This is a genomic window from Mucilaginibacter pocheonensis, from assembly GCF_031456535.1.
Taxonomy (GTDB): Bacteria; Bacteroidota; Bacteroidia; order Sphingobacteriales; family Sphingobacteriaceae; genus Mucilaginibacter; species Mucilaginibacter pocheonensis.
The window spans coordinates 1,110,374-1,125,631 of the sequence record NZ_JAVDUU010000003.1 but is presented as its reverse complement, the minus strand read 5'-3'; the positions used below and the strand labels follow the sequence as shown (position 1 = coordinate 1,125,631).

The window sequence follows — 15,258 nt, the reverse complement described above, 5'->3', positions numbered from 1 at the left end:
ATTTAAAATTCAATTTTTTTCAATTTTTATCATATTGATATTCAGTAATATAATGTTCGAAAACTCATTTTAATTATTGAAGGCCAAAGAGGAAACCTGTCAATCTGGCGAAGAGGGGCTGAAATTTTGAGCTAACTGGTCTACAATAAGACCAGAGTTTCAAGTTAGAGTATATACAGGCGAATCTGGTGAAGAGTTGAATTTAAATGGATAAACCACCCTAAGAGGTAGTCAACTTTGATTGCCTATAGTGGGAGGACGAAGGAATCGATACTTTTATGTCTTTAATTATGAATTTATTTTACTTTTATGCTATCTAGGTGTACTGGCTTGCTAAGCGTCAGGCTACTGATTTCGAAGATCTCAACTAAATTTTAATGCGTATAAAACTTTATATTGTCGTTTCAGTGTTGCTTTTTGCTTACACCAACAATTTTGCGCAAAACAGCCAATACCAATTTTCACGGCTCAATATAAGTAACGGGCTGTCACACAACCAAGTCACCTGTATTTTTAAGGATTCTGAAGGCTTCATGTGGTTTGGTACTTCTTCTGGTCTCAACCGTTATGACGGTTATACTTTTAAAGTATTCAAGCACGACGTAAATAATACAAACTCGGTTAATGATGATTACATAACTAATATTTTTGAAGGGCCTGACAAAAAATTATGGATAACAACCCCGGCCGGATATTCTATTTATGATCCCGAAACGGAACAGTTTAACAATGATGTATCGTCAGTACTTTATTCTCTTAAACTTCCGGGGTATCCGTCCGTTTCCAAGATACTTCACAACGGCAAAGGCGACTTTTGGTTTCTGTATCCCGATTCAGGCATTTACAGGTATAATGAATTGAAAAAAACTACCACACATTATTATCATTACCATAGTTCAAGCCCGTCATTATATTCAAGTTTTGTTACAGACATTGTGCAGGATACAACCGGCAACGTATGGCTTGCTTATGACGACGGCGTAATAGAGCTATTTGATGTAAAACGCAATGCAATTACTTATCATACAGATATTTTTAAAAAGGCTGCCGATAATAAAGGTAGGAATTACTCGCTAACCATTGACAGTGAAGGCGATCTCTGGGTGTTTAGCCCCAACATGGATTCCGGCGTCTATTATTACAGTCGCCGTACGGGACGGTTTCGGTACATCACAAAAGAATCGGCAGAAACGCCGCTTACATCGAACAACATCACTAATATTATTCAAGCCGACGACGGCCTTATATGGATATCTACCGATCATGGCGGAATAAATTTATTGGATAAAAAAAGGAAAAAAATTACTTATTTACTAAATAGGGAAGATGACCCAAAATCGTTGGGACAGAACACTGTAGCGCTTTACAAAGACAACAAAGGTATTATGTGGGCCCGTACGCTCAGAGAGGGGATAAGTTATTATCATAAAAATATTATCAGGTTCCCGCTATACAGGCACTTTGCTTCAGCCCCCGCTAGCCTTAAGTTTGAAGACGTCAATAAATTTGTCGAAGATAAAAACGGTAACTTATGGATCGGGACCAATGGAGGCGGCTTAGTTTATTTTGATCGCAAAACAGGCAAGTTTACCCAGTATAAACATGATCCGGGAAATCCGAATAGCCTCACCAGTGATATTATTGTTAGTTTGTGTATTGACCAGGATCAGCAACTATGGATAGGTACATATTTTGGCGGACTGGATCATTTTGACGGAAGAAAGTTTATTCATTACAAACATAATGACAAGGTACCCACGAGCATTGCTGATGATCGGGTGTGGAATATCCTGGAAGATTCATCAAACCGGTTATGGATAGGCACGTTTGCGGCGGGGTTGCAAATGTTTGACAGGGACAAAAAAATATTTTCCTCTCCCTTTAAGCAAACAGATATCAGATCGCCTTATATATCCGCACTCATTGAGGACACCAGAGGGAATCTCTGGGTAGGAGGATATTTGGGGGTAGATGAAATATTAAAGAACGGAGGTGGTGTTATACATTATAATAAAAAGAAAAACGACCCTAACAGTTTAATCAATGATGACATTCATAATATCACGCAGGACAGCCGCGGCCTGATGTGGATAGCGACAAGGGACGGACTAAGCATATTGAACCCCGAAACCAACCGTTTTATCTCGCTAACGAAAAAGGAAGGGCTGCCCGACAACCAGGTTTTGAATGTATTGGAAGATAACAGAGGGGCCATGTGGCTAAGTACATCAAACGGGCTGGGACGGATAATATTGGCACCAGGCAATGGTACCTATAAGTTTCATTTTGAAAGCTTTGATGAAACAGATGGCCTGCAAGGCAGAGAGTTCACTGTAAATGCAGCTTTAAAAACAAATAAAGGGGAATTGGTATTTGGCGGCTCGCACGGCTTTAACATTTTCGACCCGCTGAACATACATCCGAATATAGATGAGCCTAAATTAGTTTTCACCGGTTTTCAATTATTCAACAAAAGCATAGCAGCCAATGAAGCAGTTGACGGCCATGTGGTATTATCTAAAGCAATTTCAGCCACACAGGAGATAACGCTGAACCATAGCGAAAATGTGTTTACAATTGAATTTGCCGCCTTAAATTTCTTTAACACTAATAAAATAACGCATCAGTATATGATGGAGGGTTTTGATAAAGGGTGGCTTACCGCAAACAATGCTATCCGAAAAGCAACCTATACCAACCTTGACGGAGGCGATTATACGTTTAAGGTACGGGCTATTAGCCGGGACGGAAAATGGAGACCCAGCTATATAAAATTAAAAATTAAGGTATTGCCCCCCTTCTGGAAATCTACTTTAGCTTACGTCATTTACTTGTTGCTCATAACCGGAACACTTTTTTTGATACGCCGGCGTGGAATACAAAAAATAAGGAGACAATTCATAGCAGAGAAAGAAAAATTCATAGCAGAGAAAGAAAAGCAGGAAGCAAAGCTGTTAATTGAACAGGAGCGGCAGGAGGTTAAGCGAATGCAAGATCTTGATCAACTGAAAACTAAATTTTTGACCAACGTAAGCCACGAGTTCAGGACACCGATTTCGCTGATCATGGCACCAGTCGAAAAAATGCTTATCAGTGCTGATCAGGAACAGAAACAACAGTTGGGCATGATAGGAAAAAACGCCAGGCGATTGTTGAACATGGTAAACCAATTACTTGATTTTAGGAAGATGGAAGTACAAGAGTTGAAACTGCATAGCAAGCCCGGGGATATGGTGAAGTTCATCAACGAGATATACCTTTCATTTACTGATATCGCTGAACAAAAAGAGATTAATTTTATTTTTGATACCACGATTGATTCGCTGTTTACTGATTTTGACCATGATAAAATAGAAAGGATATTGTTTAACCTACTATCAAATGCCTTTAAATTTACACTGCCTGGCGGCCAGGTAAGCGTCTTGCTTAACGTAGATACCGAAACTACTGATGCCCCGCTTGAAATTAAGGTGATTGATACGGGTATTGGTATTCCGCTTGAAAAACAAGACAAAATTTTCGAGCGGTTCTTTCAACACGATATTCCGGCGTCGATGATTAACCAGGGCAGCGGCATCGGCCTCGCAATTACCTATGAGTTTGTGAAGATGCATGGGGGAGAATTAACAGTTGAGAGTGAGCCTGAGCACGGCAGTTGTTTTACCGTTAAACTGCCGTTTGTTATCTATAACGGTGGGGAAACGGACCTGCCATCTGACGATGACATCGATAGCGTAAACGAAATTACTCATAACGAAAGTAAAACTATCGTTAAACAGCCGCGATCAAATAAAAAACAGGTAGTTCTTTTGGTTGAGGATAATGATGACTTTCGCTTTTACCTGAAAGATAATTTAAAAGATGTATTTTTTTTAATCGAAGCTTCAAACGGGAGGGAAGGCTGGCAAAAAGCCCTATCGCAACATCCTGATATTATTGTAAGTGATATCAGCATGCCCGAGATGACAGGAATTGAGTTGTGCAAAAAGCTAAAGAAGGACAAACGTACCTCACACATTCCCGTTGTTCTGCTAACGGCCTTATTGGGTGACGAAGAACAGATAAAGGGCCTGGAAATTGGCGCTAATGATTACATGACAAAACCATTTAATTTTGAAATACTTCTTTCAAAAATCAAAAATATCTTAACCCTTCGGGATACCTATAAACGCACGTACAAAAAGCAGATTGATGTGCAATTGCAGGAAACCCCTTTAGAAAACGAAGATGAAAAACTGCTAAGGTGTATTGTTGAATATATAGAATCGAATATATTAAACGAAAGCCTTTCGGTAGAAGAATTGAGCCGCAAGATGAATATGAGCCGGGTATCGCTTTATAAAAAAGTTTTAATGCTTACAGATAAGTCGCCTGTTGACTTTATTCGTTCTATTAGACTTAAAAAATCGGTGTATCTACTCGAGACCAGCCAAATGACAATCAGTCAGATTGGCTACGAAGTTGGCTTTAATTCGCCTAAATATTTTACAAAAGCATTTAAGGATGAGTATAACACCACTCCCTCCAACTATCTCAGTTCAATTCGCCAACAGAAACTGAATGAAAAGAACAGTTAATTAAATTTAACCGATTATCGCTAACCTCTTCTTGTCCGCGTCATGACAACCAATTAGTTTCGATTTGTTGTGATTTAAGTCAATATTTTGAAAAAAAAATAAAAAAGACGTGAACGTGGAGTGTTTTTTGCAATGTAAAGTGCTGATTTTTATACAGTTACAAAATGGTTAACATTTTAACCCCCATTCATTATCAAATTCGGTAGTCCTTTCTTTTTAACAATCATAGTTTCATCGTCGGGAATATAAGTGTAATGCAATGTATTTAAAGATGTTGCTTTTAAACAATGTTCCACCAATAACCAATAGTACCAACAGTTAACTTTTTTGAATTAGTAAACATGCGTCTGACTGCACCTGAGGTTTTTTAACTGATTGTTCGGGTAGCCGTTTCATGTGAAGAAACTAACAGTAGAGTAGTTTTCAAAGGTTGTTTTTGGGTATTGGGCTATCTAAAAAGATATGATAACAAAACAAATTATGAATGAAAGAAAAACCAATTAATTACTAACCAAACACCAATGAACCAATTATCAAACCTTAAAATCCTTTTAAAAGATGGATAAAAATTTACAAAAGAGAGTGAAATACCAGATTTCATTAATTATTGCGGGTATATTTCTTTATATATCTGCCCATGCACAAACCGTAAGTATTACGGGGAAAATAACAAGCGCCGACGATGGTCAGCCGATGTCAGGCGTAAGCATTAAGATTAAAGGGACAGGCCTGGGCACCGTGTCCAGCATTGATGGTAGCTATAATATAGCCGCTGAGCCGGGCAAAGTGCTCGTTTTTAGCTTTTTAGGATTTGTATCTCAGGAAATAACGGTAAAACAAGCTGGCGCAATTAATGTCAAGCTCAATTCAACATCCAGCCACTTAAGCGAAGTTGTGGTTGTCGGTTATGGTACTGCGAAAAGACGAGATGCTACCGGCTCAATAAGTTCAATAAAGGGAGATGACCTACGCCAAACACAACCAACCACCTTTGACCAGGCCCTGCAGGGAAAAGTTGCAGGAGTTGTGGTTCAACAGGTGTCGGGCCAACCTGGTGGCGGCGTATCTATTCAAATACATGGCGTGTCTTCTATAACTGGCTCAAATTCGCCATTATATGTAATTGATGGTATTGTTATCCCGCCGGTTGGCGACCCTGGTAATGGCTCCAATCCATTAAATACTATTAATCCTGCTGAAATAGAATCGATAGATGTATTGAAAGATGCGTCGGCAACAGCTATATACGGTTCGCAGGCAACCAACGGCGTTGTTGTTATTACTACAAAAAGAGGTAAAGCAGGGGTGCCACAGGTCGCTTATGATTTCTATGCCGGTTACCAGGAGTTGCCAAAAGCACTCCCTACAATGAAATTGCAGCAGTTTGCTACTTTCATTAATGCCAGGGCACAGGCGTGGGGCTTCGATACAAGGGACGAATTTGCCAATCCCCAATATTTAGGTACCGGTACCGACTGGCAAAAAGAATTATTCCGAAAAGCTCCGATGAACAGTAATTCAGTTAGAGTAAGCGGCGGCGATGATAGGACCCAATATTCACTTTCAGGCTCTTATTTTAACCAGCAAGGAATAGCTATTGGGTCTGCATTTAAAAGATCATCAGTACGGTTGAACCTTGACAATAAAACCACTAAATGGCTAAAAATAGGGACCAGCCTTCAATTAGCTCACGTTTATGAAAACCAAAATTCTACTGCATCTGCTGTAATTGGCAGTGCGCTATACCTTACACCCGATGTTCCTGTAAAAAACGCAGATGGCTCCTGGGGTGGGGTTACCAACACGGCCGGTTATGTGACTCAAGTTCCCAACCCTGTGGCGTTAGCCCAACTTAACAAAAACGTTAGCAAGAGAAATCAAGTGTTTGGCAACGCGTATGCCGAAATACAGATTACTAAAGATTTATCATTACGCAATGAAGTATCCGGTAATTTCGATTTTAGTACCCGGGATTATTTTTATCCAACTTTTGCTTTTGGTAAATATGTTAAAGGCACTAACGATGGTGGCTCAAACACGTACCAAAACTTTTATACGGTATTACGCAATTACCTAACTTATAGCCATTATTTCAGTAAATTTAATTTCAAAGTTTTAGCAGGGCACGAAGCGCAGTCAAACTCTTTCGAAAATGTTGGCGGCTCACGGAATAATTTCCCTTCAAACAATGTGCAGACCCTCAATGCCGGCGATGCTATCTCGGCCAAAAACTCAGGCGATAATGGTCTCGGCAATGCATCGGAAGCCTATTTCGGTCGGGTTGATTTAAACTTTTATGATAAGTATCTGATCACCGGTAATATACGAGGCGATGGCTCTTCAAATTTTCCAACCAACAATCAGTGGGCTACTACCTATTCAGGGGCATTTGCCTGGAAAATCAATCATGAGTCATTTTTGAAAAGTGTAAATGCTATAAATGAATTGACACTGAGACTTGGTTATGGCCTTACCAACAATCAAAACATACCAGGCAATACTTTTGCAACCCAACTTAATACGGTGGTTAATGGCTTATCGGGTATAGCACAGTTTCAAGGTAATTTAGCAAATCCTTACATAACATGGGAAAAAACAAAGGATTTCAATGCCAGCCTTGACGGGACGTTTTTTAATGGGCGCTTAAGTTTTTCATTTGGTGTTTATAACCGCTTAACAAACGGACTATTATTAAGAGTTCCACTTCCTTTATATAGTGGTGCTTCCCAGCAGGGCGAGGGATCCATGCAAGCGCCTTATGCCAATGTGGGTTCTATGAGCAATAAAGGGCTTGATTTAAGAATCAGTACTACCAATATTAGTTCTAAAGCTTTTACATGGAAAACTGATTTTACCGTATCGCGGAATATTAATAAAGTGCTCAGTTTAGGTGCGGGCGGAGCTGATGCTAACTTAAGCCAGACAGCCTATGTAGGTAACTCACAAATCGTAGTCGAAAAAACGATAGTGGGGCAGCCCATTGGCGAATTTTATGGCTATGTATTCGATGGCATATTTTCAAAGGCAAGTGATTTTCAAACACATGCCTTGCCTGTTGACCAAAGCGGTAAACTTCTTCCAATTTCGGCATCAGGTGGAGGTATTTGGTACGGCGACCGTATGTTCAGGGATCTGAATGGCGATGGTGTTATCGACTCAAAAGACCAAACCTTTTTGGGTTCCCCGATCCCCAAATTTCAGGGTGGGATTAACAATACAGTTACCTTCAAAAATTTCGACCTGAATATATTCTTCAGTGGCAACTATGGCAACAAAGTATTTAATCAATTGGCTGTAACACAAACCAATTCGCAAAACAATACTAACTATTTTTCATCGGTATTAAATTACGCGAGATTGGCTTTAATAAATCCTGCCGGCTCTGCATCTGATGTTAACAATGTATACGTTACCAACCCAAATACCACTATTGTAGGTTTGAGACAGGATAATACCAACGATAATAATCGTTCTTCCACTTTGTTTTTCGAAGATGGTTCATTCCTGAAGTGCAAAAACATCACATTAGGTTATAAGTTGCCACAAAATATTTTATCAAAAATACACGTGAGTGCTTTTAGAATATACGGTACTGTGACCAATGTGTTTACAATTACAAAATACTCGGGCATGGATCCTGAAATTGGCTCATGGAATCCACTTCAGGCTGGGTGGGACAATGGTTATTATCCTCAGCCACGCGTATTTACTATTGGTGCAAACATAACCTTTAACTAATAGATCAATCACCATTTTAATAAGGTATTATGAAATCAATTAATAAAATTATATTTATTTTGCTATTTGCGGCAGCAATTGCCGGATGCAAAAAGGCTTTTTTGGACCGTCCATCTACCTCGCAGATAAGTTCTAATAATTTTTACAAAACCACCTCCGATTTGCGGCTGGCTACAGCAAGCTTATATGGCGGTACGGCGTGGTCGCAATGGCATAATGGGGCTTTGCTACAACTTGGTGACATATTGAGCGGAACTGCTAATCGCCAATGGATTGGCGACTGGAGTCAGCTTTATACACGCGCAATTACAGCGAATAACGGCGTAGTGTCAAGCGGTTGGACGGGCCTGTATAATGTTATAGGACAATGTAATGGGGTTATTAATGCCATACAGCAACAAGCCTCTGCTTCTATCTCGGCAGCAGACAAAAATGCCGCCATTGCCGAAGCAAAGTTTATTCGTGCCGTAGCTTATTATCATTTGGCTATTTATTGGGGTGCAGTGCCTATTATTGAGGATAACAGCAAGCTGATAAAGGAACCATTGCTTCCGCGTAATATTGTTTCGGATGTCTACAAATTCGTTGCTAAAGACCTTACTTATGCAGTGCAAAATCTTCCAATCAAAGGTGAAACAGGTAGGGTAACCACATGGTCGGCGCAAGGAATGCTGGCTAAAGTATATTTAACAATGGCAGGTTTGGGCAAAAGTGGCACGCGCGACCAGGCATTGTTGGATAGCGCCAAAAAATACGCGGGCAATGTGTGCAAAAGCGCGTTAACGCTTCTTGGGCAAGATGATTCGCAGCATCTCGGTTATTATAATCTTTTCAGGTCGCAATACAATGATAACCCTGAATCATTATTTGCCCTTCAATGGGCGCCAGGCGTAACTTGGGGAAATGGCAACCGTAATTTAAACTATTCGCCAAGCAACGATATAAATCCTCAAAAGTCAGGCGCATATGCTGCATTATATCCAAGCTACGACTTATATAAGATGTACACAACCCAGGATTCAGTAAGGCGCAAAGCCACTATTATGCTGACCGGGGATACGTATCCCGAATTAAATGCAGCCGGTGGTGGCTATAAGGCAGACCAGGTTTGTATGAAAAAACACATTATTGGTAACGAAAAAGATAACAATGCGCCAACAATGGACCCTACGTCATCCCCTGAACACAATGCAATCCTTAGGTTGGCCGATGTGTATTTGGTATATGCCGAAGCTATTTTGGGTAACAATGGCACTACGAGCGATGGTGACGCTCTAACTTATTTTAATAAAGTGCGGTCAAGGGCCGGTGTGGCCCCTGTGCTTTTTTTGGACGCTGCCACAATACTGAAGGAAAGAAGAATTGAATTTGCTTTTGAAGGACAATATTGGATGGACCTGGTACGGTGGTCTTATTACCAACCGCAACAAGCTGTTGATTGGATCAATAAACAAGATCGGGCCGCATTTAGTTATGATGCTACTACCCATATAGCTAAAAGGGATACGACTGCCCCTGCACCTACTCTTCCGGCAACTATCAGTTCATTTACAATACAAATTCCGGGATCGGAGCTAACAATGAACCCTAAATTGGCAGCCCCACCAGTGCCTTATTATTAATTAACATTTAAAAATAAATTATATGAAAAAGATTTTAAATGCCCGCTTGTGTTTATTGCTGCTTTTATTAATGATAGTAGCTTTACTGCCTGCTTGCAAGAAGATCAACGATAGCAGCAATGCTGGTGCTCCTAGTATTACAAGCGTAAGATTGTATCATCCGTCACCTCAGGATACGCTTATAGGTACTGGTAATCTTAATACTGATACTTCCTTTACCGGACACTCAGGAAAATATGTGGTTATAATTGGGCATAATTTGCAAAATGCAACCAATATTACATTTAATGGGGTTCCTACCAGTTTTAACACTGCTTTATTTGCGCCGAACAGTGCAGTGGTGAGTATACCTTACATTGAGTTTTCAACAATTGATACTGCTAAACTCTATACTATACAGTATAGTACACTGGCAGGTTCAACAACGTTCGCTTTTAAATTAGGCCCTGCGGCGCCAATTATTAGCGCAGTATCCGATGTGTTTGCCGCCCCGGGCGATTCGGTTTATCTCTATGGTTCAAATTTGGTATTGGTTCAACAGTTAACATACGGCGGAACCAATATTCCCAGATTTAACTCAAATGTCAATGGCACCTCTCTTGGTTTTCTGATGCCGGCAACAACATCCGACAAGTTAATCATAGTAACTACTAAATCTGGTACTGCCCGGGATACCATAAATGCGAAGCCGATCATTTACGGCATTTCCAACTGTAATGCCAACGTTGGTGATTCGGTTTATGTTTATGGTGCTTACCTTAAGACTATTCAGTCAATTTCTTTTGGCGGTGCTAGTATTACAAATTTCACCGAAGGTCCACATGGCGTTTATGTTAAGTTTGCGGCTCCAGCTTCGAACAGCTACGCTAGTGGACCAGTGACCATTGTTACCAGTTATGGAACGGTTTCTACTGTTTATAAAGTAAATACTCAAAATATCGATAAAGTAGGTCTTTTAGGAGATATGGAGTGGGGTGATAATTTTGGTTTTGGCTGGGGCGCAAGTGAACATTTAACTTATGCCCAAGCTGATTTTAATGGTTCGATGGGAACAAATAATAGTCAGTTTATGTATATTGATAATCCTGTTTTAGCTGGCGGTGCAAGTGTGTACATCCCATTGGGTAATTCTAATACGGGTAATCACTGGTTGCCTGTGGCAAATATTATAGATCCTCCTGCAAACTGGGCTCTTCAATTTGACATAAGTGTGGCTAAACCATGGAATGGAGGTACGCTTTATATTAGAACTGAATTTGCAGGCGACAGTTATGTTGCGCGTTATGAGCCATGGAAAATTCCTGGTTCAAATGTTACCAAAGCTTTTATAACGAAAGGTTGGGAAACCGTAATTATTCCTTTATCTGCCTTCAAATCAACAGTTAACGAATTAGGGGATGGTGCATCAATTAGTCAAATAAGCCAATTATTAGGGCCTACTGGTGCAAATAGTTATAACATGACCCTTAAAAATTTCGATACTTCGCCAACTGCAACTGGTTTTTATGTCGCTATTGACAATATTAGGTGTGTGAAAATCAAATAGTCTACAGCCCTGCGGCAGCATATCGCCGTGGGGCTTTTTAACTAATTAAAATAAAATCAAAATGAAAGTTAACTATTCTTTTACAATATTGATATCGCTTATTGCAGTGATATTTTTATTGTCCTGTAAAAAAACAAACCCAGCCCCGCAACTAACAGTTAGTGCATCCACAATAACTTTTACAGGTGATGGGGGTACCGAGGACGTAACCGTTGCAGGTAATGCCGATTGGAGCATCGACAATCCTGCTTTTTCGTGGTTGCAAGTAAGTACAACATCAGGCAAAAGCGGCAGTACTGTTATTCATTTAGCAACATTATCGCCAAATGGCACAGCGGCAACCCGCTCTGGTATTTTATACATAAGTTCTTCCAATGGCCAGGGAAGAAGGTTGATAGTTTCTCAGGCCCCCACCTTATACCCCAATTATAATACATCGCCCAAAGCGCCAGACATGACTGGAATGACCAGTAACGCCGTGCAACTGGCGGCAAAAATGCGTACGGGAATGGGAATAAATTTTGGCAATACTATGGAATCGCCAAACGAAGCCGACTGGGTTAATAGTAAAGTTACCGAATCGTATATAAAATATATAAAAAGCTTAGGCTTCAATTCTGTACGGCTTCCCTGTAACTGGGTTTGGACCCATTTAAGCGATAGGAGCAAGGCAAAAATTGACCCTGCATGGCTTGCGCGGGTGAAAGAAGTGGTTGGATGGTGTGTGGCTAATGATGTGTATGTGATACTGAACGCTCACGCGGATGGTGGTTGGCTGCAAGATAATATCAATGCGTTCAAGAAAGATTCCGTTAATGCAATGCAAAAGGCGATTTGGGAGCAGATCGCTACAACCATGCGTGATTTTGATGAACACCTTATATTTGCCGGCGCGAATGAACCTTCGGCTGACAATGCCGGGCAGATGGCCATACTTAATGGTTATCACGAAACATTCATCAAGGCAGTTCGCTCTACCGGGGGCAGAAACAGTAACCGGGTGCTGGTTGTGCAGGGGCCTCACACTAATACTTCTCTAACCGCTACTTTGATGACTACTATGCCTCACGACCCGACACCTAATCGTATGATGCTTGAGGTGCATGACTACACGCCTGCTACTTTTACGATATTAACGGATGGAGATGTAAGCTGGGGCAAAATGGTTTACTACTGGGGAGCTGGGAATCATTCTATTATTGAACCAGATCGCAACGCCACCGATGGAGAGGAGGGCGTGATCGCTGCTGAATACCAAAAGATGAAACAGAATTTTGTTGATAAAGGTATCCCTGTGATACTGGGTGAATATGCAGTCTGGAGGCGGGCTCCTGGCCTCGATAAGCCTACTCCTAAGGATCAGGACATGCACAACAAGTCGGTGGATTACTGGACAACTTTTACGACCAAAACTATGAGAGCGAATGGCCTTTTGCCATTCTGGTGGGAGATAGGTTTTATGTTAGATAGAGCTAATAATGTGGTAAAGGACCAGCGTATGTATGATGCCCTTAAGGAAGGATATAAGTAAAAAGTAACATTCAATTTTAAGCTTTCCCATGAATAAGGGTGTTGTTAACACTCGTTATCAAAGCCATTAAATTCTGTGATCCTAATGGATCACAGAATTTTTAAAAGTTTAGTTTGACGTATATGTAGGTATTGATTGTGAAAAGACAAATTTAGCAAAATGAAAATATGATAAAGTTGTTTTTGAGCCGGAAGGCCACCTGGGGAGAAGAGGATGCGATTATTTCTGAATTCAAAAAGATGAAAGAGAAGTTTGTTGATAAAGGTGTTCCAGTAGTGCTGGCTGAATATGCAACCTTTAGGCAGACCGCCAGTAGCAAATTTGTTCCCAAGGATTTAGATATGCACAATAAATCTATGGATTACTGAACAACTGATATAACCAAACAGGCTAAAGCACATGGTATTCTGCCATTCTATTGGGAGGTGGTAATGCTTTAGACAGAGGTAATAATGTGGTAAAGGACCAGCGTATAATAGATGCCCTTGTTTAGGGAGGTAAATAAAAGATTCAGGAGTGAAACAGGTTCTATAGAATATCCATCAATTCTTTTCGACCGTCTCCATATAAAAATAACAGTTATCACAAATATCCATTTTTAAATAATGATCAAAACTTTTTTATTCTGCGTTGCGCTTTCGAGTTGCCTGTTTTTTTCAAATACTGTTCATGCACAACAAGCAAGCAATCCAATCATTTTTGCTGATGTCCCCGATATGTCGATGATCAGGGTTGGTAAAAATTATTATATGAGCAGCACAACGATGCATATGAACCCGGGTGTTCCCATTATGAAATCTACAGATCTTGTTAATTGGAAAATCATCAACTATGCCTACGATATTTTGGCAGACTTGCCGGCGCTAAATTTGACAGACGGAAAAAACATCTATAGCAGAGGTTCATGGGCAAGTAGTTTGCGCTACCACAAGGGTATGTATTATGTAACCACTTTTGCACAGGACATACCCGGTGAAACCTATATTTTTAAAACAAAAGATATAGAAAAGGGAAATTGGCAAAGAGTTTCTTTTAAGCCATCCCTCCATGACCATTCCTTGTTTTTTGATGATGATGGCAAGGTATATTTAATTTATGGCGCAGACCGGCTTAAAATTGTTGAATTAAATGATGATCTAACAGGAATTAAACAAGGCGTTACGGAGAGAGTTCTCATCGAAAACGCCAGTGCGCCAACAGGAAAAGAAGTAGGCCTAGGAGCTGAAGGATCTCAATTATTTAAAGTGAAGGGGAAATATTATCTATTTAATATTTGTGCGCCACGCGGTGGAATGCGAACTGTAATTATACATAGGGCAGATAATATCAACGGTCCTTGGGAAGGAAAAGTTGGCTTACAGGATAGAGGAATTGCTCAAGGAGGATTGATAAATACTCCCGATGGACGTTGGTTCTCTTATCTTTTCCGCGATTTTGGTGCTGTTGGCCGCGTTCCTTATCTCGTTCCTGTCAAGTGGGAAGACGGTTGGCCTGTATTAGGAGAAAACGGCAAAGTCCCGGAAACATTAGACCTGCTAGCCAGCAAAGGTTTGATTCCGAATTTGGTTGCTTCTGATGAATTCAACCGAAAAAAAGGACAAGCAGCGCTTCCTTTAGTATGGCAATGGAATCATAATCCGGATAATGCGCTGTGGTCTGTAACTGAAAGAAAAGGATTCCTGCGGCTCAAAACAGGAAGAATCGACAATGATCTTCTTCAGGCCAGAAACACACTTACACAACGCACTATTGGTCCAACCAGCTCAGCTTCTGTTGCCCTGGATGTTTCCAAAATGAAAGACGGCGATTTTGCCGGATTCTCAGCTTTCCAAAAAGAGTATGGATCAGTGGGGGTTAAAATTGACGCGGGTCAAAAGTCGATAGTAATGATCACTACTGATAATGATAAGCCTGTCGAAATAAAGCGAATTCCACTGGATCAAGATCAAATTTACTTTAGAATTGATTGCGATTTTACCGGCATGAACGATGAAGCTAATAACTTGTATGCTCTTAATGGGAAAGATGAAGCTAGTTTCTTTTACAGTCTTGATGGAAAAGTTTGGAAACCGATAGGTCGGCCTTTGAAGATGAGATATAGCATTCCGCATTTTATGGGCTATCGTTTTGGCTTGTTTAATTATGCAACAAAAGAAATAGGCGGTTATGCTGATTTTGATTTCTTTCATATTACGGATACGATTCAATGATAAGATCCAACGCCTGACAGGGTGAATGAAAGTA

General features: G+C 40.4%; 7 protein-coding genes. All 7 read left to right on the top strand.

Annotated features, from left to right (window positions below):
* Nucleotides 1-377 precede the first annotated feature (377 nt).
* Entirely contained in the window at nucleotides 378-4,577 is a 4,200-nt protein-coding gene (locus J2W55_RS18030; RefSeq protein WP_310098779.1) for a two-component regulator propeller domain-containing protein, read from the top strand.
* 558 nt (nucleotides 4,578-5,135) lie between these two features.
* Complete coding sequence (locus J2W55_RS18025; RefSeq protein ID WP_310098778.1) at nucleotides 5,136-8,315, top strand: SusC/RagA family TonB-linked outer membrane protein; 3,180 nt, start codon at nucleotides 5,136-5,138, stop codon at nucleotides 8,313-8,315.
* Between the two features lie 29 nt (nucleotides 8,316-8,344).
* Nucleotides 8,345-9,937: a RagB/SusD family nutrient uptake outer membrane protein gene (locus tag J2W55_RS18020; RefSeq protein WP_310098776.1), complete on the top strand. Its 1,593-nt coding sequence runs from the start codon at nucleotides 8,345-8,347 to the stop codon at nucleotides 9,935-9,937.
* 22 nt (nucleotides 9,938-9,959) lie between these two features.
* Nucleotides 9,960-11,483 carry a glycan-binding surface protein gene (locus J2W55_RS18015; RefSeq protein ID WP_310098773.1) on the top strand — a complete coding sequence of 508 codons (1,524 nt, stop codon included), beginning with the start codon at nucleotides 9,960-9,962 and terminating at the stop codon, nucleotides 11,481-11,483.
* Nucleotides 11,484-11,544: 61 nt separating this feature from the next.
* The gene (locus J2W55_RS18010; RefSeq protein ID WP_310098769.1) at nucleotides 11,545-13,014 is read left to right on the top strand and encodes a cellulase family glycosylhydrolase; all 1,470 of its coding nucleotides are present in this window, start codon (nucleotides 11,545-11,547) and stop codon (nucleotides 13,012-13,014) included.
* A gap of 167 nt (nucleotides 13,015-13,181) precedes the next feature.
* Complete coding sequence (locus tag J2W55_RS18005) at nucleotides 13,182-13,382, top strand: hypothetical protein (RefSeq protein ID WP_310098765.1); 201 nt, start codon at nucleotides 13,182-13,184, stop codon at nucleotides 13,380-13,382.
* A gap of 237 nt (nucleotides 13,383-13,619) precedes the next feature.
* On the top strand, nucleotides 13,620-15,224 hold the full coding sequence (locus tag J2W55_RS18000) for a glycoside hydrolase family 43 protein (RefSeq protein ID WP_310098762.1): 1,605 nt from the start codon (nucleotides 13,620-13,622) through the stop codon (nucleotides 15,222-15,224).
* Nucleotides 15,225-15,258: the final 34 nt, after the last annotated feature.

Excerpts from the sequence above, each read along its gene's own strand:
- J2W55_RS18030 (WP_310098779.1), top strand. The coding sequence starts at position 378 with ATGCGTATAAAACTTTATATTGTCGTTTCAGTGTTGCTTTTTGCTTAC.
- J2W55_RS18025 (WP_310098778.1), top strand. The coding sequence starts at position 5,136 with ATGGATAAAAATTTACAAAAGAGAGTGAAATACCAGATTTCATTAATT.
- J2W55_RS18020 (WP_310098776.1), top strand. The coding sequence starts at position 8,345 with ATGAAATCAATTAATAAAATTATATTTATTTTGCTATTTGCGGCAGCA.
- J2W55_RS18015 (WP_310098773.1), top strand. The coding sequence starts at position 9,960 with ATGAAAAAGATTTTAAATGCCCGCTTGTGTTTATTGCTGCTTTTATTA.
- J2W55_RS18010 (WP_310098769.1), top strand. The coding sequence starts at position 11,545 with ATGAAAGTTAACTATTCTTTTACAATATTGATATCGCTTATTGCAGTG.
- J2W55_RS18005 (WP_310098765.1), top strand. The coding sequence starts at position 13,182 with ATGATAAAGTTGTTTTTGAGCCGGAAGGCCACCTGGGGAGAAGAGGAT.
- J2W55_RS18000 (WP_310098762.1), top strand. The coding sequence starts at position 13,620 with ATGATCAAAACTTTTTTATTCTGCGTTGCGCTTTCGAGTTGCCTGTTT.